Here is a 20,136-nt window from a genome sequence, read left to right as displayed (position 1 = left end):
AAACACGACATCTGTAAATAGCCAGAACACGACATTAGGATATGGCTGCCACAAACGAAAATGTCGATAATTCACGTTATGTAAAATAGTGAATCGACACGACCGCCTCCAAACCGCGGATCCCAGCAATCTCGAACGCATCGAAGATATCGCGCCGATAGCACCGGACGCTGAACGCTGAAGCTTCCCCAGCCTCTTTTTCAGCTATGCAGCGAGCGTCGCGAGAAATCTGTCAGCGCAAAACGGGCGCGCCCCCAAACAGCAGCGCGCCCACCCTCAACCGACCATCAAACCGCCATCACCGTCACCGATTTCGTGACGAGATACGGCTCCAGCGCTTCCGGCCCGCCTTCCGACCCGTAGCCCGAATCCTTCACGCCGCCGAACGGCATTTCCGGCCACGGCGTCGCCGGCTGGTTGATCCACAGCATCCCGACTTCGAGGCGTTGCGTCAGCAGATGCACGTTCGCGAACGACCGCGTGAACGCGTAGCCGGCCAGCCCGAACGGCAGGCGGTTCGCCTCGGCGATCGCATCCTCGAGCTTGTCGAACCCGCGAATCGCAGCAACGGGGCCGAACGGCTCGTTGTTGAACACGTCCGCTTCGAGCGGCACGTTCGCGATCACGGTCGGTGCGAAGAAGTTGCCTTCCGCGCCGATCCGCTCGCCACCGGTTTCGATGCTCGCGCCGACCTTGCGCGCGTTGTCGACGACCGACGCCATCGCGGTCAGTCGTCGCGGGTTCGCGAGCGCGCCGAGCGTCGTGCCTTCGTCGAGACCGTTGCCGACCTTCAGCCCTTGCGCATGCTTGACCAGCGCGCGCGTGAATTCGTCGCGGATGCTGTTGTGCACGAGGAAGCGCGTCGGCGAAATGCAGACCTGCCCCGCGTTGCGGAACTTCGCACCGCCGGCGGCCTTCACCGCGAGCGCGACGTCCGCATCCTCGGCGACGATCACCGGCGCGTGGCCGCCCAGTTCCATCGTCGCGCGCTTCATGTGCTGGCCCGCGAGCGCGGCCAGCTGCTTGCCGACCGGCGTCGAACCCGTGAACGTGACCTTGCGGATCACCGGGTGCGGAATCAGGTACGACGAGATTTCAGCGGGATCGCCGTACACGAGACCAATCACGCCCGCCGGCACGCCCGCGTCGACGAACGCGCGCAGCAGCGCCGCCGGCGACGCCGGGGTTTCTTCCGGCGCCTTCACGAGGAACGAACAACCGGTGGCGAGCGCCGCGCTCAGCTTGCGAACGACCTGGTTGACCGGGAAATTCCACGGCGTGAATGCCGCGACCGGGCCGACCGGCTCCTTCACGACCGTCTGCTGCGCGCCGAGGTTGCGCGGCGGCACGATCCGGCCGTACACACGGCGCCCTTCGTCCGCGAACCATTCGATGATGTCGGCCGCCGACAGCACTTCGACGCGCGCTTCGGTAAGCGGCTTGCCCTGCTCCTGCGTCATCAGTTGCGCGATCGTGTCGGCGCGCTCACGCACGAGCGCGGCCGCCTTGCGCATCGTCGCCGCGCGTTCGTGCGCGGGCACCTTGCGCCATGCTTCGAAGCCGCGCTGCGCGGCGGCGAGCGCACGGTCGAGATCGGCGATGCCCGCGTGGGCCACCTTGCCGATCGCCTTGCCGGTCGCCGGGTTGACGACGTCGATCGTCTTGCCGCTCGCGGCGTCGACCCACTCGCCGTCGATCAGCAGTTGCGTATCCGTATAAGTCACGTTAGCCATCCAGACACCCCTACATTGCGTCGATAAAACGCGCGCTGCCGCGAACGGCCGCACGCCGGTTGACAGAAAAAGCCAAGCCGCCGGGGCAGGCACGCACCCGGCGGCGTCGACGGCAGGCACGGCGGCCCGCCCTTGTTGCGCGGCGCGCCGTGCTCAGTGCGCGGCCGCCGTCGCCTTGCGGAGTTTCGCGACGTCCGCCGCCTGCACGGCCGGTGCGCCGTTGTTCCAGCCGGCGCGCATGAACGTCAGCACGTCGGCGATCTGCCGGTCGTTCAACTGGTTCGCGAACGCCGGCATCGGATACGCGGACGGCACGCCGCCGATCACGAGCGTGTCGCTACCGTTCAGCGTCACGTTGATCAGCGACGACGCATCGGTCTCGAGCACGTTCGGATTGCCGGCGAGCGGCGCAAGCAGCGGCGCATAGCCGCGCCCGTCCACACCGTGGCAATGCAGGCAGTAAGCGTTATACACCTTCGCGCCCGGATCCGTTGCCGGTCGGCCCAGCGCGACCTGCGTCGCCTTCGGATCATAGCGGTACGGCGGCGCGCCCGTGCCGCCTGCCGCCGGCAGCGATTTCAGATAGCGCGAGATCGATGCCAGATCGTCGTCGGTCAGTTCCTGCGTGCTGTGGTTGATCACGCTCACCATCGAGCCGAACGCGGTCGCGTGCTGGTTCGCGCCGGTCTTCAGGAACTGCGCGACGTCGGCCTCGTTCCAGCGGCCGAGCCCGGTGTTGTGCTCGCCGGTCAGGTTCGACGCGAACCAGTTGTCGATCGCCGCACCCGACAGGAACGCCGCGCCGCTTTCGTCGAGCGCCTTCTCCTGGAAGCCGACGCCGCGCGGCGTGTGGCACGACCCGCAGTGCCCGAGCCCCTGCACGAGATACGCGCCGCGGTTCCACATCGCGTCTTTCGCCGGCTTGTCCGCGTAAGGCGTCGTGTCGAGGAACACCACGTTCCACAACGCGAGCGGCCAGCGCATGTTGAGCGGCCAGGGGATGTCGGACGGCCGGTTCGCCTGCTTCACCGGTTCGACGCCGTGCATGAAGTACGCATAGAGCGCCTTCACGTCGTCGTCCTTCAGCTTCGCATACGACGGATACGGCATCGCCGGATACAGGTTGTGACCGTCCTTCGCGACACCCTTGCGCAGCGCGCCGGCGAACTCGGCTTCGGTATAGCCGCCGATACCCGTCTCCGGGTCGGGCGTGATGTTGGTCGTGTAGATCGCGCCCATCGGCGTGACCATCTTCAGGCCGCCCGCGAATGGCGTGCCGCGCGGCGCGGTGTGGCACGCGACGCAGTCGCCGGCTTTCGCGAGATACGCGCCGCGCGCGACGAGCGCACTGTCGGCGGGTGTCGTTTGCGCGGCCTGCGCGGCCGTGCCGGCCATCAATGCGGACAGCGCGAGCAGCGACGCGCGGAGCACAGTCAGGTTCAGGGTGATATGTCGCATGGTCGTCCCCTCCCCTCAGGCCGTTTTCAACTGGTTGCCGACCGGCAGCTTGCGCAGCCGCGTGCCGGTCGCCGCGAAGATCGCGTTCGCCAGCGCCGCCGCGGTCGCGGCCGTGCCCGGCTCGCCGATCCCGCCCGGCGCCTCGCCGCTCTTCACCAGATGGACTTCGATCGGGGGGACCTCGTTGATTCGCATCATCCGGTAGTCGGTGAAGTTGCTCTGCACGACGCGGCCGTCCTCGATCGTGATCTCGCCGTACAGCGCGCCCGTGATCCCGAAGATGATGCCGCCCTGCACTTGCGCCTCGATCGTGTTCGGATTGACGAACATCCCGCAATCGACTGCGCACACGACGCGCTTGACCTGCACCTCGCCGCCGTCCACCGCGACGTCGATGACGATCGAGAAGAAGCTGCCGAACGCATGCATCACCGATACGCCGCGTCCTTGCCCCTTCGGCAGCGACGCACCCCAGCCGGCCGCCTTCGTCGCGACGTCGAGCACGTTGCGTGCGCGCGGCGTCTTGTCGAGCAGCGCGCGGCGGTACTGGACCGGGTCGGTCTTGGTTTGCACGGCCAGTTCGTCGATGAAGCTTTCGACGACGAACGTGCTGCGCGTCGGCCCGACACCGCGCCAGAACGCGGTCGGTACGTGCCGCGGCTCCTGGCGCACGTAGTCGACGAGCTGGTTCGGCAGGTCGTAAGGCAGCTCGGCCGCGACCTCGACCGCGTCGGGATCGACGCCGTCCTTGACCGCGGGCGGCGCGAAGCGCGCGAGAATCGACGAGCCGACGATCCGGTGCCGCCATGCGACCGGCTTGCCGTTCGCGTCGAGGCCGGCCGAGATCGTGTCGTAGTAGCACGGCCGGTACATGTCGTGCTGGACGTCTTCCTCGCGCGTCCAGATCACCTTCACCGGTGCATTGACCTGTTTGGCGACCTTCACGGCCTGCCCGATCATGTCGGTCTCGAGCCGCCGGCCGAACCCGCCGCCGAGCAGATGGTTGTGCACGACGATCTTGTCCGGCGACAGGCCGGTGAGCTGCTGTGCGGTATCGCGCGCCCGCGTCGGCACCTGCGTACCGACCCAGATCTCGCAGCCGTCGCCACGCACGTGCACCGTGCAGTTCACGGGCTCCATCGTCGCGTGCGCGAGCAACGGCTGTTCGTAGACGGCGTCGACGCGCGTCTTCGCGTTCGCGAACGCGTTGCCGACGTCGCCCTCCTTGCGTGCGACCGCGCCCTTGCCGTTCGCCGCCGCCTGCGCGAGATCCGCGAACAGATCCTTCGTCGACACCTTCGCGCCCGCGCCTTCGTTCCACTTCACGACGAGCGCCGAGGCGCCGCGCTTCGCGGCCCACGTGTGATCGCCGACCACCGCGACCGCGTTGTCGACGCGCACGACCTGGCGCACGCCGGGGATCTTCTTCGCGGCCGTGTCGTCGACGCTCGCGACCGTGCCGCCGAACACCGGGCTGTTCACGATCACCGCGTACAGCATGCCGGGCAGGCGCACGTCGAGTCCGAACTGCGCGGTGCCGTCGACCTTCTCCGGCGAATCGAGGCGCTTCGCGGGCGTGCCGATCAGCTTGAAATCCGCCGGCTGCTTCAGCGCGACGTCCTTCGGCACCGGCAGCTTCGCCGCGGCGTCGGCCAACTGGCCGTACGATGCGCGCCGGCCGCTCGGCGGATGTTGCACTTCGCCGTTCGCCGCGCGGCAACTGGCCGGATCGACGTTCCATTGCTTCGCGGCCGCCGAGACCAGCAGCGTGCGCGCCGTGGCGCCCGCGCGGCGCAGCGGTTCCCACGCGTAGCGTACCGACGTCGAGCCGCCGGTGAGCTGTCCGCCGAGCAGCGGATCGAGGAACAGCTTCTCGTTCGGCGGCGCATGATCGAGCGTCACGCTCGACAGCGGCACCTCGAGCTCTTCCGCGATCAGCATCGGCAGCGCGGTATAGACGCCCTGCCCCATCTCGACCTTCGGCATCACCAGCGTGACCTTGCCGGCGCGGTCGATCTGCACGAATGCGTTCGGGGCGAACACGCCCGACGGTGCGGGCTCGGCCGCGTCGCCGCCGATCACCGAGCGGCGCGCATCGTCACCCGCCGCCGGCAGGCTGAAGCCGAGCAGCAAGCCGCCACCGGCCGCCGCGCCGAGCGACATGCCGAGTTTCAGAAACGACCGGCGCGACACGCCCGCGCCGGCCCGACCTGCTTCGATCAGTCCTCGGGACATGTCACGCCTCCTTAGCGGCTTGTTTGACGGCCGCGCGAATCCGGTGGTACGTGCCGCAGCGGCAGATGTTGCCGGCCATGGCCGCGTCGATGTCGGCATCGCTCGGGTTCGGGTTCGACGCGATCAGCGCGGTGGCGGCCATCACCTGGCCCGACTGGCAGTAGCCGCACTGGACGACATCGAGCTCGCGCCACGCCTGCTGGACCTTGTGGCCGGCCGGCGTCGCGCCGACGGCTTCGATCGTCGTGATCTTGCGGCCCGCGACGGCGGCGACCGGCAACACGCACGAACGCGCGGCCACGCCGTCGAGATGCACGGTGCACGCGCCGCATTGCGCGATGCCGCAGCCGAACTTGGTGCCGGTCAGGCCGACGACGTCGCGCAGCACCCAGAGCAAGGGCATGTCGTCGGGGGCGTCGACCGAGCGGGTTTCGCCGTTGATGTTGAGGGTGATCATTCAGCCTCCGGGGCCGTTGTATTGGGGAGCGGCGCGAACGATGCGCGCTGCGTCATGGGAGCGTCGCCGTTGCGTCGTGCGCAACGGGTGCCGCGCGGCCCGGGTGCGGGCGAGCCGCGGCGGCGGTGTTGCGGGCTTGCGTCGTTACTCGGCCACGTCGATGGCCGACAGCACCTTGATGACGGGCGGTGCGGTGAACCAGTCGGCCGACTTCGTGCGGAATTCGCCGAAATACGGGCTCGCGAGATGCGCGTCGAACGCCGCCTGGTCGTCGTAGATCTCGTACAGATGCAGGGTTGGCGAGCCGTCCTGCTCGCGGAACAGGTCGTAGCGCCGGTTACCCGGCTCGGTGCGCGTCTTCGCGACCATGCTGCGCAGTTCGGCCTCGGCGGCCTGCGCGTGTTCGGGTTTCAGGAACAGCGAAGCAATCACGTGAAGCGCCATTTTCTACTCCTTTGAAAACGGAAACGAGCATGCCACAAGCCGGCGTCTCGCGACGCCAGCGTGCAGCGGTTGTCTGTCGCCGAGCGGCGGGATCAGGCCAGTTCGTCCGGGCCGACGCGCACGACGACCTTGCCGAAATTCTTGCCGGCGAGCAAGCCGATCAGCGCTTGCGGCGCGTCGGCGAGATCGGGCACGACGTCCTCGAGCGTCTTGACCTTGCCCTGCGCGACCCACTCGCTCATGTCTTTCAGGAACGGCGCATAGCCGGTTGCATAGTGATCGAGGATGATGAAACCCTGCACGCGGATGCGCTTGCGCAGGATCGCGCCCATCAGCGCCGGCACGCGGTCACGGCCGCTCGACACGGCGTTGTCGTCGTATGCCGCGTCGTTGTAGTGCGCAATGATGCCGCAGACGGGCACGCGCGCATGGTCGTTCAGCAGCGGCCACACCGCGTCGAACACCGCGCCGCCGACGTTCTCGAAATACACGTCGATGCCGTTCGGGCACGCGTCCTTCAGCTTCGCGGCAAACGCCGGATCGCGATGGTCGACGCACGCGTCGAAGCCGAGCGTACCGGTCACGTATGCGCACTTGTCGGCGCCGCCGGCGACACCGACCACGCGGCAACCCTTCAGCTTCGCGATCTGGCCGACCACCGCGCCGACCGCGCCGCTCGCGGCCGCGACGACCACGGTTTCGCCGGCCTTCGGTTCGCCGATCTTCAGCAGCCCGGTATATGCGGTGAAGCCCGGCATGCCGAGCACGCCGAGCGCATATGACGGGTGCGCGAAGTCGCGGCCGAGCGGGATCAGGTCGCGTCCGTCGGACAGCGCGTAGTCCTGCCATCCGGCGCCGGCAACGACGAGATCGCCTTCGCGAAACGCGGGCAGATTCGACGACACCACGCGGCTGACCGTGCCGCCGACCATCGGCTGGCCCAGTTCGGCGGGCGGCGCATAGGACGGCGCGTCGCTCATCCGGCCGCGCATGTACGGGTCGAGCGACAACCAGACGGTACGTAGCAGCACCTGACCAGGGCCGGGAACCGGCACGTCGCCGGTTTCGGCGCGGAAGTTGTCCGGCGTCGGTGCGCCGACCGGGCGCGAATTCAGGACGATCTGGCGGTTTGCGGTCTTGCTTTGCGGCATGTGAGCCTCCGTCAACAGGAATGAACGTGCTTCGTGGGCACGATCGGATCAGGGATGGACCAGCGGAAAGTGCACGCCCGCGACGGCATCGGCGGTCGGGCCGGTGCGATCGCCGGCAGGGGTGGAAACGATCGGGACAGCGTAACGCGGCGTGAAGCGTTCGTCATAAGTGATTGAGTAGACCAGTCGTCTAGAATCAACGCAAAAACAAGGCGCGCCCACGCGCGCCCGGGCTACGACTGCGCGCCGCCGGGCGCAGCCGGCGGCAGGTTCAGCATGCGCCGCGTTTCCGCCATCGCCCTTTCGAGCGGCTGGCGGTTGCGGTGAATCTTTTCCAGCAGCGTCGCGCCCAGCCACAGCTCGTACAGGATCGCGGCCGTGTGCGACGGATCGTCGACGCCGCTCAGCGAACCGTCGGCGAGCCCGGCCTCGATGCCGCCCGCGAGCCGCTCGATGATCTGGCTGGTGCCGCGCCGCAGCACCGCGCGCATCGCTTCCGACAGATCCGACACCTCCGCGCCGAGCTTCACCGCGAGGCACTTGCCTTCCGGATCGTCCGCGCATTGCGTGTGCAGCCAGTTGCCCCAGTACGTCATCAGACGCTCGGCGCCCGTGCCGGCCTGCTGCTCGAGCAGATTGTCGAGATGCGCGAGATAGCCTTCGAAATACGATTCGAGCAGCGCTTCGCCGAATGCCTCTTTCGAGCCGAAGTAATGGTAGAACGAGCCCTTCGGGATGCCCGCCGCGGCGAGAATCTCGTTCAGACCGACCGCCGAGAACCCCTTGTGGAGCATGATCGGCTTCGCGATGTTCAGGATGTGCTGGCGGACTTCGGCGCCTGAAGATGCATTCATGATGGCGTATGGTAGCAACGATTAGACCGGTCGTCTAGTAACGTCGAGCCGGCATGTTGAGCGGCACTTTACCCGATCCCCGTCTCCTGCCCAATGCCTGGCCGGCGCGCGCCTCGCCCGCGTGTACCGTCTGCGCGTGACGCGTCATGTCGACGGCTCGGTTTCGCCGTCAGCGCGGCGCTTCGTCTGCGCGTTTTCTCGTGTGCGCCCGCCGCTCGCTCCGCTCGGCGGCCGGGATGGTCTTGATGCCGCGTAACGGCGGCCGGCGCACCAGCGCCGCCAGCTCGCGCCTCAGCGCATCGAGTTCGGTGCTGCGCGCCGCGTCGGCCGCCAGCGCGCCGTCGAGCTGCCCCTGAAGCACGCCGCAGCGATGCAACGCGTCACCGAGTTGTGCCTGTAGCGCGGCCGCTTCCTTCCGCTGCTGCGCGTCGCGCTGTTCGGCGCGCGATGTCGCCGCGTCGAGTTCCTTTTGCAAGCGCGCGGCCGCGAGCCGCTCGCGATCGATTTCCTGAAGCGCCCGCTTCTCCGATGCGCGCAGCCGCTCTTCGGCGCGGCCGGCGTCGTCGCGCAGCCGGTCGAGCTGAATGGTGAAGTCCGCACGAGCCTGCGCGAGTGCACGGTCGCCCTCCGCGTTGTCGGCCTTCAGGCGTTCGATATCGGCTTGCATCGCTCGCCGCGATGCATCGTCCGCGGCTCTCGCCTGCTCCAGTTCCTGAATGCGGACCTGCGCGGCCAGCAGCGCGGCCGTGCGTTGCTCCAGCGCGGTTTCGGTGCGGGCCAGTTCGGCTTGCAGCGTCGCCACTTCCGTCCGCGCCGCTGCCCGCTCGGCCTCGACTTCCGCGCGCAGCGCGTCGAGTGCGGCGGCCGCGTCGGTACTCGACCGGTTCCACAGCGCCGCGACCAGTTCGCCGGCTGCCGCCTGCAGATCGGCCGGCAGGTCCGGATGCTCGATGCGCACACGGCTCTTTTCCCGCAGCTCGGCCCAGAACTCGCCGAGAACCGCTGTCGGCGTGCTCATGCTGCCCTTGCGCACGAGCTGGTACAGGCGATTGGCCGTCGGCGTGATGCCGAAACGGAAGAACAGCAGTGCGCAGGCTTCGCGGTACAGCTCGCGAGTTTTCGGGAAGTCGGCCTTGAGGCGCTCGATTTCGGCGGTCAGGCGGAGTTCGTCAGCAGCGGGATCGGACATGATCGGTTTAGGAGGAAATTTCGTCAATAATATAACGTAAACCGTTAAATATCCAATTACACTGAGATAAGTTTTGACATTATTTCTATAATGTTGAGAGTTTGTGGACGGAGGCCTGCAAGTCCGGCTTGGCTAGTTACGGCGGCGTGGCACGGTGCGGCAACAAAACGCTGGAATCCCTTATGGGGTCGTGGGCCGCAGATTCATTGAGTGTCTCGGGGGCGCCGCCGGATCGAGACAGCCACCATTTGCGCGGCTGGCGACCCAGCTGCGATGGCGTCACGCGCCACACGCCCCGCAGGGCAACATAGGCATGCGTGCGATGGCCGCTCAGGGCGCGACGCGTTACGGCCGTGGGCCTCAGCGGCCGGGGGCGGCTTCCGTGAAGAAATCGATCAACTGCCGCGTCAGGAAGGCCGGATTTTCGTCCGGCAGCCAATGACCCGTGTCCGGCGCAACCGCTCCGCGAACGTCCAGCGCCAGTTCTCTCGCCATGTCGAACTCCTTGGCGCCGTTGCTCTTGCCGCCGGCAAGCGCGAGCACCGGCATCGGGAGCTTGTGCTTCATGAACGCCTTGAACTGCGCCTCGTCCTGCGGGAATTCGTCCTGCGGGAATGCGCGATAGAGTTCGAACCCAGCGCGTAGCGCGCCCGGCGCGGCATAAGCATCCGCATAGACGGCGATATCGTCGTCCGACAGCGCGACGTGGGTTCGCTTCTTGTAGAAATCGAGAATGTAGGCGTGCTCCCTGCCCGCGATCAGCATCTCGCCGATATCGCGCTGCTGATGCAATCCGAAATGCCAGATCTGCGGATCGGAACGCGCCTTCGCTTCGTCCCAGATGCGCGTCCCCGGCACCGGAACGTCGAGCATCGCCAGCTTCAGGATCTCGGCGGGCCATTGAGCAGCGTACGCGTAGGCGACCATCACGCCGATATCGCGGCCGACCAGGTTGATGCGCGTCGCGCCGAGGTGGCGAACGAGTGCGCGGATGTCGCCTGCCATCGATGCTTTGTCGTAGCCGCCGAGCGGCTTGTCGGATTCGCGCGCGCCACGGTAATCGACCGCGACGACCCGATATCCCTCTTCCGCCAGCGCCGGCATCACGTGACGCCACGTGTACCAGGTTTGCGGCCGGCCATGCAGCAGGATCACCATTTCGCCGTCGTCGGGGCCACCGGTCACGTAGTGGAGGCGAACGTCGTTGACGAGCGCGTAGCGTCGGCTGAATCGTCGATCGAAACCGGCCGGCAGGCCGGGCGCGGGCATCCCACGCATCGTGTCGGGCGGGGAAAGGCGTTGGCTGTCGTGCATCGGGTTGCTCAAGCGAGTGGGCAATGCATGTCGTTGCCCGACGGCGCTCGATGGCGCTTGATGGCACTCGACTGCGGCCGAGAAGGACCTTCGATACGCCGTTTGGACGAACACGCCGGGCTGTCGCGCAAGCAACTCACGGCCCCGCTCGCAGGCCGGCTGCGTCGCTCATCGCAGGTCGGTGCGCCATCGGACGGCCTGCGTCGATGGCGCCGCAGTCCCACGCGACGCCGCCGAATTCGCCACCACATGAACGTGCGCTGTAATTTTTTCGGCACGATCGAAAGCGTTGAGCGCTACGGGTTATCGGTCAGCGGATCGCCCGCCGTGCGCCGAATCCTCGCCCGGCGCCCGCGTTTCGTCTGTCATTTGCGTGCCACCGTAGGCCGGTAGCGTTCGAAGTCGTCCCCGATTCCGACAAGCGATCCGCCATGCAGCGCCCATCGCGCGCCACGTCCCACGTTTACGCAGCCACGTCCCGAGCCCTCGCCGTCAGCCTCGCGATCAACCTGCTGCTGCTCGCCGTCGAGGCGGCGGCAGCATGGTTCGCGCATTCGTCGGGATTGCTCGCGGACGTCGCGCACGCGGCGATCGATCTCGCGGCCGATGCGCTGATCCTCGTCGCCTGCCGGTTCGACGCGCGCCTGCCGCCGGAGCGTCGCCCGACTTACGAGCCGCTCGCGCTCGCGGGCCTCGGCGCATTACTGGCCGTAACCGGCGCGCAGATGATCTGGCATGCGCTGACCCGGTTCAATGCGCCGCCGATCGTGCAGCCGGGCGCGGCCGCGCTCGCGCTGGTTGTCGTCACGCTCGCCGGCAAGGCCGTGCTGTCGTACTGGATGCTGCGCAAGGCGCGCGAGACCGGCTCCGCACTGCTCGAGGCGAGCGGCTGGCACGTGCGGACCGATGCGCTGTCGTCGTTGCTCGCGGCGCTCGCGATGGGTGCGGCGCTGGTCGGCTTCGGCCGTCTCGACGACCTCGCCGCGCTGGTGATCGGCGCGTTGGTGATACGCACGGGCGCGGGGTTCGTCCGGCGCGGCTGTGGGCAGTGGCCGGCGTTGGCCGACTGGGCGAGTCGCTCGACGCGCGGGTCGTGAACGCTGCGGATGTCGCCCAACGTCCGATTCGCGCCCTTCCCTGTACGATCGCTCGCCGCGTAACAGGCTATCGTTTGTTTTTTGTTAATACAGGCTATGATTTGTATTTCTTCAATACATGCCATAGACTGTATTTTTCGATTACAAACGATCGCCTGTCATCTCGCGGAGCGCCCGATGGCCTTTCCTGTCCAGACCCTGACCCAGTTGCGCCCGATACTCGTCGGCTTCCGGAAATCCGCGGGGCTCACTCAGGCGCAACTGGCCGCCCGCCTCGGCATCACCCAGCAATCCTATGCCCAGCTCGAAGCCAACCCGTCGGCCGTCAGCATCGAGCGGCTTTTCAAGGTGCTGAACGCGCTCGGCGTTCGGATGATGCTCAGCCTGGACGAACGGGATGCGCCGGCGGAAGCGGCCGATTCGGCTTCCGGCGCCGAGCCGACGGCGCGCCGCAAGCCGGTCGCGAGCAAGCGCGGCACCACGGCCGCCAAAACCCCGGCCGGCGCCGCGCGGAAGCGCCCGGCAGCAACGACTCGAGTCAGCCCGCGCGGGTCGAAGCGGGAGGACTGGTGACGATGGCCGCACGCGCCCGCCATGATCGGCTCGACCTATGGATGAACGGCATTCCCGTCGGGTACTGGGAAATCCGCCGCGGCGTCGAACGTCTCGTCTACCTGCCGGACTGGCTCGACGATCCCCAGGGCCGGCCCCTGTCGTTGTCGCTCCCCTTCACGCCCGGCAATCAGCCGCATCAGGGCGCGATCGTGGCCGATTATTTCGACAACCTGCTGCCGGACAGCGAGCCGATCCGCCGCCGCATCGCGCAACGTTACCGGCTCGGGTCGACGGCGCCGTTCGAATTGCTCGCGTCGATCGGCCGCGACTGCGTCGGCGCGATCCAGATGCTGCCGCCGGGTGAGACGCCGGTCGATCTCGAGGCGATCGAAGGCGCGACGCTCGACGACGCAGCCGTCGCCGACGTGCTGCGCCACGCGACCGCCGCGCCGCTGCCTGGCCGTGCGGAGCCGGACGCCGACCTGCGCCTGTCGATTGCCGGCGCGCAGGAAAAGACCGCGCTGCTGCGTCAGCGTGATCGCTGGCTGCGTCCGTCGGGCAGCACACCGACGACGCACATCTTCAAGCTCCCGCTCGGGCGTGTCGGCAACATGCAGGCCGACATGCGCACGTCCGTCGAAAACGAATGGCTGTGCTCGAAACTCGTCGCCGCGTACGGCCTGTCGGTGGCGCCGTGCGAGATCGGCCGGTTCGACGATCAGAAGGCGCTGATTGTCCAGCGTTTCGACCGGCGTCCGTCGCGCGACGGCTCGTGGATCCTGCGGCTGCCGCAGGAGGACATGTGCCAGGCGACCGGCACGCCATCGGGGGCGAAATACGAATCGGACGGCGGCCCCGGCATCGAGACGATCATGAGCATCCTCGCGAATTCGGCTGACGCTTCCCACGACCGGATGAATTTTTTCGTCGCCCAGATCGTGTTCTGGGTGCTGGCGGCGATCGACGGCCACGCGAAGAACTTCAGCATCGCGCACCTGCCCGGCAATGCGTATCGCAGCACGCCGCTGTACGACGTGCTGTCCGCGCATCCGATCATCGGTACACGCCGCAATCAGATTCCGCCGCGCCGCGCACGTCTCGCGATGGCTGTCTGCGGGAAGAACCGGCACTACGTGATCGGCGAAATCCAGCCGCGCCACTGGATCGAGCAGGGCCGCCGCGTCGGCCTGACCGAAGACGACGTGCGCGCCGCGATGGCGGCCGTCGCCGCACGGACGGAGCCCGCGATTGCCGAAGCCGCCGCGCAGATCCCGGCGGATTTTCCGGCGGACGTGGCCGACGCGATCTTCGACGGCATGCGTCGGCACAGCCGCAAGCTCGCGGCGGTCGATCGGGCGTGATCGAAGGCATGCGCGGCGGCGTAACGGCCGTCGGCGCCTGATCGTTCAGCCGGCGTCGCGCGCGCGGGCGAGTGCCGCGAGGTTGCCCTCGCCGAACCCGTGGTGCCCCTTGCGCTGCACGATCTCGAAGAAGATCTCGCCGGGGCGGCGTTTGACGAAGGTCTGGAAGAACAGCTTCGGCACGCCGTCGCTGCCGATTTCGCCGTCGAGCAGCACCGCGCGGCGGCGCAGCGCATCGAGATCGACGCCATGCGCGGGCAGCCGCGCATCGACGTCGTCGTAATAGCGTGCGGGCGGTTCGATGAACTCGACACCGTTCGCACGCAGCGCATCGACGCACGCCAGGATGTCGTCGGTGGCCAGCGCGACGTGCTGCACGCCCTCGCCCGGATGGTCGGGCAGGTATGCATGCATCAGCTCGGTGCGCCGCGTACCTTCCTCGTACACCGGAATCCGTACCGCGCCGCACGGCGACACCATCACGCGCGATTCCTCCGACACATGCCAGTGCGCGTCGATCTGGTGGATCTCGCGGAAATGCAGCAGGTCATGGTAGAAATCCAGCCACTCCTGCATGCGGCCCGCGCCGACGGTTTGCGTGAAATGGTCGACCTGCTGCAGGCCGACGCCCGCGCAATCGAGATCGGTATGCGCGGTCGCGATGTCGATCGGCCGGAAATCGATGTCGAAGATCGAGATGTCGCCGACGCCGCCGCGCTGGCCGTCCCGCCCGCGCCAGCGGTCGACGAAATACAGGTGCGAATCGCCGATGCCCTGGATCGCCGGAATCTTCAGTTCGCCGACGCCGACCTTTTCGCCCTCGAACGCCCAGGCACCGAGCTGGATCGCCCGCTCGAACGCGCGCCGGGCGTTCGCCACGCGCAATCCGATCGCGCAGACGCCCATCCCGTATTCCTCCGCATAGCGCGCGGCGAACGAATCGGGCTCGGCGTTGATCAGGAAATGCATCTGCCCCTGCCGGTACAGCGTGACGTTCTTGCTGACGTGCCGCGCGATCGCCTTGAACCCGAGCTGCTCGAAGCGCCGCGCAAGCGCGTCCGGCACGGGCGCCGCGAATTCGACGAATTCGAGGCCGGCCATCCCGAGCGGATTGTCGGCCGGATCGGCGACGGGCGGCGTATCGCTGGACAAGGGGTGGGAATTGCCGGGCATTCCAGTCTCCGGGGGCATGCGGTCGATGGGGGAATGGTGCCTGTCGCGTGCGGCATGCGCGGCCGATGTAGCGGCCCCGCTTCCGCCCCGGACGGGCGAGTTGTCGATGCTGCAGATTTTAACCAGATCGTTCACGGCGGCACACCCCGGCCGAACGGGATATCGGCGTGCCGCCTAGTGCAAACCCGAAAATCGTTCGATAATCGCACGGAATTGAACGATCATCGCGCACATTGTCCGATTGGCCAATTGCCGCCGTGCGGCGCGAGCCCTATTCTCCGTTCACCCATCGACTTCAATGCAGCATCGGACGCGGCGCCGCCACGATTCCACGATGCGCCGTGCCAGGAGACATCGCCATGACCCCCACCTTCGACACCCTCGACGCCGCCGCCGGCGCCCGTGCGCGCAGCCAGGCCCGCAAGGCCGCGATCGGCAGCTTCGTCGGCGCCGTTGTCGACTGGTACGACTTCCTGCTGTACGGGATCGTCGCCGCGCTGGTATTCAATTCCGAGTTTTTCCCGAAGGTCAGCCCGACGATGGGCACGCTCGCGGCGTTCGCCACCTTCGGCGTCGGCTTTCTGTTCCGGCCGCTCGGCGGCATCGTGTTCGGCCACTACGGCGACCGGCTCGGCCGCAAGCGGATGCTCGTGCTGACCGTGATGCTGATGGGGCTGTCGACGGTCGCGATCGGCCTGCTGCCGACGTTTTCGACGATCGGCTGGTGGGCGCCCGTGCTGCTGGTGCTGATGCGCGCGATCCAGGGTTTCGCGGTCGGCGGCGAATGGGGCGGCGCGGCGCTGATGGCCGTCGAGAGCGCGCCGAAGCAGAAGAAGGCGTTTTACAGCAGCGGCGTGCAGGTCGGCTACGGCGTCGGGCTCGTGCTGGCCACCGGCATCGTCTCGATCCTGAGCCATACGCTCGGCGAGGCCGCGTTCAAGTCGTGGGGCTGGCGCCTGCCGTTCGTGTTCAGCATCGTGCTGGTGCTGATCGGGCTCTGGGTGCGCAAGAACATGGACGAATCGCAGGAGTTCGTCGAGAAGGTCGAGCACGGCAACCGCAAGCTGCGCCTGCCGGTGCTGGAAGCGCTGACGCGCCACCCGAAGGCGTTCCTGCTGATCGTCGCGCTGCGGCTCGCGGAACTGTTCACGATGTACATCGTCACCGCGTTCGCGCTCAGCTATTCGACGACGAACCTCGGCATGTCGCGCGACCTGTTCCTGAACATCGGCCTGCTGGTCGGCGCGGTGAGCTGCGTGACGATCCCCTGCTTCGCGTGGCTGGCCGACCGCTACGGCCTGCGCCGCATTTATCTGGTCGGCGCGCTGATCGGCCTCGCGTCCGCGGTGCCGTTCTTCGTCGCGCTGGAGTCGCGCTCGATCGCGTGGATCGTGATCTTCTCGATCCTGCTGGCGAACGCCGCGCACGACATGGTCGTGAGCGTCCAGCAGCCGCTGTTCACCGAGCTGTTCGGCGCCGAATACCGCTACAGCGGCGCGGGCGTCGGCTACCAGTTCGCGAGCGTCGTCGGTGGCGGTTTCACGCCGTTCATCGCGGTCGGGCTCGTCAGCGTGGCCGGCGGTTCATGGCATCTCGTCGCCGGCTATCTGGCGGTCGGCTGCCTGATCTCGCTGGTGGTCGCCGCGCGGATGCGGGCGGCGCAATGACGCAACGAGCGCGTGGCGGGCCCGATACGCGGGCGGCCACGCGATCGGCCATTTCGCCATGCCGGCCGGTATTCGGCCAGCTACATCGCGGACGCGACGTCAAACACTGTCAGTTACGCGCTCCGATTCCCCTTTTTCCCCTCCGAACATTCCACGCCGCGTGCCGACCAATGGCATCATATGGGCCTACGTCAGTCACCGATACGCCCCCATATCATGTCGAATCTCATCGTCCACGGCGGCACTCCGCTGCGCGGGGACATCAAGCCGTCCGCGAACAAGAACGCCGTCCTGCCGATTCTGTGCGCCACCCTGTTGACCGATCAGCCGCTGCGCCTCGTCGGCGTGCCGGACATCACCGACGTGCGCAAGATTCTCGATATCTTCCGCACGCTCGGCAGCGACGTGTCGGTCGATTTCACGACGGGTCTGCTCGAGCTTCACCATCGCAACACGAAGTTCGATCCGGCCGTTCATCGGCTGCCCGAGGCGATGCGTTCGTCGATCATGCTGATTCCGCCGCTGCTCGCGCGCTTCGGCGTCGCGCGCCTCGAGAACGACGTGAAAGGCTGCACGCTCGGCGTGCGCGAGATCGATCCGCACGTCGAGGTGTTCGAACGTTTCGGCGCGCACATCGAACGCACGCCTGATTCACTGATCGTCCGTACCGACGGCCCGCTGACGGCCAACGATCACTGGCTCGACTACGCGTCGGTAACGACCACCGAGAACTTCGCGCTGTGCGCGACGGCCGCGAACGGCACGTCGACGCTGATGAACGCGGCCTCCGAGCCGCACGTGCAGGAGTTCTGCCAGTTCCTCGCGATGATCGGCGTCGCGATCGAGGGCATCGGCACGTCGCGGCTTTGCGTGACGGGCGGCGGCAAGCTCGGCGGCGGCGAGTTCCGCTTCGCCGAGGATTTCCATGAAATCGCGACGTTCCTCGCGCTCGGCGCGATCACCGGCGGCGACATCACGGTGCGCAACTCGTCGCCCGAGCATTTCCCGCTGATCGACCGCACGTTCGCGAAGTTCGGCGTCACCGTCACGCACCGCGACGGCTGGTCGCGCGCGGAACGCGACGGCCCGCTGCGCGTGCGCCGGCCGTTCACGCAGAACATCCTGACCAAGGTCGAGGCTGCGCCGTGGCCGTACCTGCCGGTCGACCTGCTGCCGATCTTCATCGCGCTCGGCGTGCGCGCGGAAGGCAGCGCGATGTTCTGGAACAAGGTCTACGACGGCGCGCTCGGCTGGTCCGGCGAACTGTCGAAGTTCGGCGCACACGTGCTGTTGTCCGATCCGCACCGGCTGATCACGTTCGGCGGACTGCAACTGACGCCGGCGCGCGTCGAGAGCCCGTACATCATTCGCGTCGCGATCGCGCTGCTGATGGTGGCCGCGAGCATCGAAGGCCGTTCGGAAATCATGAACGCGCTGCCGATTCGCCGCGCGCATCCGCATTTCGTCGAGAACCTGCGTTCGGTCGGCGCGAACGTCGAGTGGACGAGCAGCGAATAAGGTCATGACGGATGCGGCGCGCGTAATGGTCGCGTCGCATCCGGTTCCTTCGCTTTTCATGCCGTATCGGTCGCTTCCATGCGCGGCCGCGCAGCGCTCTGCCACCGGCCGCCATCTGTCCGCGTCCGCACACTGCGTGCTGCTTCACGCCTCTTCCCGCGGTCGGCGCCAGTCCGACGACGCGTCATCGGGACGTTTACTCATGCGCCCCGCCGGCTTTTTCTCGCTCGGGGAAAACGAGATTCGGACCCGTCCAATTGCCGAAACGTGAGCCCGGCCACAGACTGCCTTCCCGACCCGGCGGATACCGCCAAAAACCGCGCACCTGCGCGCCATCAGGAAAATGGACAGCCTATGGAACCCCGAGCCACCCTGGCGCAGATGCGCGACGTCTGGATCGACGCGTATCGTCACGCCGACGTCGAACAACTCGATTTCATCGCCAGCCCGCACTTCGTTGTCCGGCACGAAGCTCACATTCGCACGAAGGCGCAATTTCTTGCGCGAATGCGCGTCGTCGCGGCTGAGCGCGCGGTGGATAGATCGGGTATCGAGTATCGGGACGAAACCATGCAGATCGTCACGCGCGGGCAATGGGCGACGATAACGGGCATCGGGTCGGTATGGATAAGCCAGGCAATCGATTCCCGCTTCGATTTCGTCGAGCAGTGGTGCGTGATCGACGCGAGATGGCGCATTGCTGCGCTCTGCCACGAACACAAGTAAGCTGGGCTGCGCCGCACGTGTGTTCCGGCGCTTGAATGAGTCGACTCAATCCGACTCGTTTGCGTCGTTCCGCCTGAACCTGAAATCGCCCGGCAGCGTGCCTCTGAACGCCCCAACGGCAGCAGAAGCGCTTCGAGGCTCACGTAGGGGCTCGCGACCAAAGCGCTGGCACGGAGAACGACGATCTCGACTTCGTCGCCTTCAGGCAGCCCCGGTTCCCGACCAGATCGGCCCGAAGGCGCACGGCCAGATCATTCCCCCACTTCACAACCCGCATACGACCTCCTTGAATGGATGTCGCCGACTCTATATCTGCCCCCCAATACCACGCACAAGGATGGCGGATCGGCCGATCTCCCGCTACTCCTCAACTCGCGCGATAATCGCCCACTCCTGCGCGAACACCGCGCGTCACCGCCCACCCGTGATGACGAAAAAGCCGGAACTCGACCGACGCGACTGGATTGCCGGCCTCGAAAAAGGCCTGATGATCCTGGAGGCATTCGACAGCCAGCACGCGCGCATGACGCCCACGCAGGCCGCCGCGCGCACCGGCCTCACGCGCACGGCCGCGCGGCGCTACCTGCTGACGCTCGAGTCGCTCGGCTACGTGTACACCGACGGCAAGCTGTACGGCCTCACGCCGCGCGTGCTGCGGGTCGGCTGGTCGTACTTCGATTCGGCGCGGCTGCCGCGTACGGTCCAGCCTTATCTGCAGCAACTGAGCGCGTCGCTGAACGAATCGGCGTACGTCAGCGTGCTCGACGGCTGGGAGCTCGTGTTCATCGCCCGCAACGGCGTGTCGCGCGTGATGACGACGGGCTTCGTGCTCGGCGCGCGCGTGCCGGCGCCGCTGACGTCGCCCGGGGTCGTGCTGCTCGCCCATCATCCCGATCGCGAAGCCGTGCGCGCGTGGCTCGACGAGACCGAGCTGCCGCCGTTCACGCCGCACACGATCACCAACAAGGCGCGGCTGCTCGAACAGGTCGACCGCGCGCGCGACGCCGGCTACGCGGCGATCGAGCAGCAACTGCAGGTCGGCGTACGCGGAATCGCGGTGCCGCTGAAGAATCGTCACGGCGAAGTCGTCGCCGCGCTGAGCACGAACATGCCGATCGGCGCGGAGACGGCCGATGCGGCCGTGCGACGCGTGCTGCCGCATCTGCAGGAAGCCGCGCTCGCGATGCTCAACGTGTTGTAGCGG

General features: G+C 67.2%; 17 protein-coding genes. 7 read left to right on the top strand and 10 right to left on the bottom strand.

The features are described 5' to 3' along the window. Positions 1–287: 287 nt before the first annotated feature. From A9Z05_RS01400 to A9Z05_RS01360, 9 genes are all read right to left on the bottom strand, one after another. Positions 288–1,733 (bottom strand): NAD-dependent succinate-semialdehyde dehydrogenase, encoded by a 1,446-nt coding sequence (locus tag A9Z05_RS01400; RefSeq protein WP_069616579.1) that lies wholly within the window; start codon positions 1,731–1,733, stop codon positions 288–290. Between the two features lie 153 nt (positions 1,734–1,886). Next, positions 1,887–3,191 carry a cytochrome c gene (locus A9Z05_RS01395; protein ID WP_069616578.1) on the bottom strand — a complete coding sequence of 435 codons (1,305 nt, stop codon included), beginning with the start codon at positions 3,189–3,191 and terminating at the stop codon, positions 1,887–1,889. A gap of 15 nt (positions 3,192–3,206) precedes the next feature. Next, a complete protein-coding gene (locus A9Z05_RS01390) occupies positions 3,207–5,426 on the bottom strand; it encodes a xanthine dehydrogenase family protein molybdopterin-binding subunit (RefSeq protein WP_069616577.1) in 2,220 nt (739 codons plus the stop codon). A 1-nt stretch (position 5,427) separates the two neighbouring features. Next, entirely contained in the window at positions 5,428–5,883 is a 456-nt protein-coding gene (locus A9Z05_RS01385; RefSeq protein WP_006479019.1) for a (2Fe-2S)-binding protein, read from the bottom strand. A 144-nt stretch (positions 5,884–6,027) separates the two neighbouring features. Beyond that, positions 6,028–6,327: a putative quinol monooxygenase gene (locus tag A9Z05_RS01380; RefSeq protein WP_069616576.1), complete on the bottom strand. Its 300-nt coding sequence runs from the start codon at positions 6,325–6,327 to the stop codon at positions 6,028–6,030. A 92-nt stretch (positions 6,328–6,419) separates the two neighbouring features. Further along, complete coding sequence (locus tag A9Z05_RS01375; RefSeq protein WP_069616575.1) at positions 6,420–7,478, bottom strand: NADP-dependent oxidoreductase; 1,059 nt, start codon at positions 7,476–7,478, stop codon at positions 6,420–6,422. A 233-nt stretch (positions 7,479–7,711) separates the two neighbouring features. After that, a complete protein-coding gene (locus A9Z05_RS01370; RefSeq protein ID WP_069616574.1) occupies positions 7,712–8,332 on the bottom strand; it encodes a TetR/AcrR family transcriptional regulator in 621 nt (206 codons plus the stop codon). Between the two features lie 169 nt (positions 8,333–8,501). After that, positions 8,502–9,521, bottom strand: coding sequence for a DNA-binding protein (locus A9Z05_RS01365; protein ID WP_069616573.1), 1,020 nt, complete (start codon positions 9,519–9,521; stop codon positions 8,502–8,504). A 360-nt stretch (positions 9,522–9,881) separates the two neighbouring features. Further along, positions 9,882–10,835: an alpha/beta fold hydrolase gene (locus A9Z05_RS01360; RefSeq protein ID WP_084044076.1), complete on the bottom strand. Its 954-nt coding sequence runs from the start codon at positions 10,833–10,835 to the stop codon at positions 9,882–9,884. Between the two features lie 431 nt (positions 10,836–11,266). On the opposite strand from A9Z05_RS01360, the gene A9Z05_RS01355 reads away from it, so the two are divergent. From A9Z05_RS01355 to A9Z05_RS01345, 3 genes are all read left to right on the top strand, one after another. Beyond that, a complete protein-coding gene (locus tag A9Z05_RS01355; protein ID WP_069616571.1) occupies positions 11,267–11,932 on the top strand; it encodes a cation diffusion facilitator family transporter in 666 nt (221 codons plus the stop codon). A 177-nt stretch (positions 11,933–12,109) separates the two neighbouring features. Then, positions 12,110–12,505: a helix-turn-helix transcriptional regulator gene (locus tag A9Z05_RS01350; protein ID WP_069616570.1), complete on the top strand. Its 396-nt coding sequence runs from the start codon at positions 12,110–12,112 to the stop codon at positions 12,503–12,505. Between the two features lie 2 nt (positions 12,506–12,507). Beyond that, entirely contained in the window at positions 12,508–13,848 is a 1,341-nt protein-coding gene (locus tag A9Z05_RS01345) for a type II toxin-antitoxin system HipA family toxin (RefSeq protein WP_069616569.1), read from the top strand. 45 nt (positions 13,849–13,893) lie between these two features. Here the strand turns inward: A9Z05_RS01345 and A9Z05_RS01340 are convergent, their stop codons facing one another. Next, complete coding sequence (locus A9Z05_RS01340) at positions 13,894–15,021, bottom strand: 4-hydroxyphenylpyruvate dioxygenase family protein (protein WP_069616568.1); 1,128 nt, start codon at positions 15,019–15,021, stop codon at positions 13,894–13,896. A gap of 359 nt (positions 15,022–15,380) precedes the next feature. Between A9Z05_RS01340 and shiA the strand changes: the two genes are divergently transcribed. From shiA to A9Z05_RS01320, 4 genes are all read left to right on the top strand, one after another. Then, positions 15,381–16,688 (top strand): shikimate transporter, encoded by a 1,308-nt coding sequence (shiA, locus tag A9Z05_RS01335; protein ID WP_069616567.1) that lies wholly within the window; start codon positions 15,381–15,383, stop codon positions 16,686–16,688. 216 nt (positions 16,689–16,904) lie between these two features. Continuing rightward, positions 16,905–18,206, top strand: a complete 1,302-nt coding sequence (locus A9Z05_RS01330) for a UDP-N-acetylglucosamine 1-carboxyvinyltransferase (protein ID WP_012340028.1) — start codon at positions 16,905–16,907, stop codon at positions 18,204–18,206. A 267-nt stretch (positions 18,207–18,473) separates the two neighbouring features. Further along, positions 18,474–18,932: a DUF4440 domain-containing protein gene (locus A9Z05_RS01325; protein WP_256121808.1), complete on the top strand. Its 459-nt coding sequence runs from the start codon at positions 18,474–18,476 to the stop codon at positions 18,930–18,932. A gap of 427 nt (positions 18,933–19,359) precedes the next feature. Further along, positions 19,360–20,133 carry an IclR family transcriptional regulator C-terminal domain-containing protein gene (locus A9Z05_RS01320; RefSeq protein ID WP_069616565.1) on the top strand — a complete coding sequence of 258 codons (774 nt, stop codon included), beginning with the start codon at positions 19,360–19,362 and terminating at the stop codon, positions 20,131–20,133. Positions 20,134–20,136: the final 3 nt, after the last annotated feature.

The organism is Burkholderia sp. A2, from assembly GCF_001729305.1.
GTDB classification, from domain to species: Bacteria; Pseudomonadota; Gammaproteobacteria; order Burkholderiales; family Burkholderiaceae; genus Burkholderia; species Burkholderia sola.
This window is presented reverse-complemented; position numbering and strand designations above follow the sequence as displayed.

Coding starts and splice junctions, on each gene's coding strand:
- A9Z05_RS01385 (WP_006479019.1), bottom strand. CDS start 5,883: ATGATCACCCTCAACATCAACGGCGAAACCCGCTCGGTCGACGCCCCC.
- A9Z05_RS01330 (WP_012340028.1), top strand. CDS start 16,905: ATGTCGAATCTCATCGTCCACGGCGGCACTCCGCTGCGCGGGGACATC.
- shiA (WP_069616567.1), top strand. CDS start 15,381: ATGACCCCCACCTTCGACACCCTCGACGCCGCCGCCGGCGCCCGTGCG.
- A9Z05_RS01380 (WP_069616576.1), bottom strand. CDS start 6,327: ATGGCGCTTCACGTGATTGCTTCGCTGTTCCTGAAACCCGAACACGCG.
- A9Z05_RS01340 (WP_069616568.1), bottom strand. CDS start 15,021: ATGCCCGGCAATTCCCACCCCTTGTCCAGCGATACGCCGCCCGTCGCC.
- A9Z05_RS01320 (WP_069616565.1), top strand. CDS start 19,360: ATGACGAAAAAGCCGGAACTCGACCGACGCGACTGGATTGCCGGCCTC.
- A9Z05_RS01345 (WP_069616569.1), top strand. CDS start 12,508: ATGGCCGCACGCGCCCGCCATGATCGGCTCGACCTATGGATGAACGGC.
- A9Z05_RS01350 (WP_069616570.1), top strand. CDS start 12,110: ATGGCCTTTCCTGTCCAGACCCTGACCCAGTTGCGCCCGATACTCGTC.
- A9Z05_RS01355 (WP_069616571.1), top strand. CDS start 11,267: ATGCAGCGCCCATCGCGCGCCACGTCCCACGTTTACGCAGCCACGTCC.
- A9Z05_RS01400 (WP_069616579.1), bottom strand. CDS start 1,733: ATGGCTAACGTGACTTATACGGATACGCAACTGCTGATCGACGGCGAG.
- A9Z05_RS01365 (WP_069616573.1), bottom strand. CDS start 9,521: ATGTCCGATCCCGCTGCTGACGAACTCCGCCTGACCGCCGAAATCGAG.
- A9Z05_RS01390 (WP_069616577.1), bottom strand. CDS start 5,426: ATGTCCCGAGGACTGATCGAAGCAGGTCGGGCCGGCGCGGGCGTGTCG.
- A9Z05_RS01375 (WP_069616575.1), bottom strand. CDS start 7,478: ATGCCGCAAAGCAAGACCGCAAACCGCCAGATCGTCCTGAATTCGCGC.
- A9Z05_RS01360 (WP_084044076.1), bottom strand. CDS start 10,835: ATGCACGACAGCCAACGCCTTTCCCCGCCCGACACGATGCGTGGGATG.
- A9Z05_RS01370 (WP_069616574.1), bottom strand. CDS start 8,332: ATGAATGCATCTTCAGGCGCCGAAGTCCGCCAGCACATCCTGAACATC.
- A9Z05_RS01395 (WP_069616578.1), bottom strand. CDS start 3,191: ATGCGACATATCACCCTGAACCTGACTGTGCTCCGCGCGTCGCTGCTC.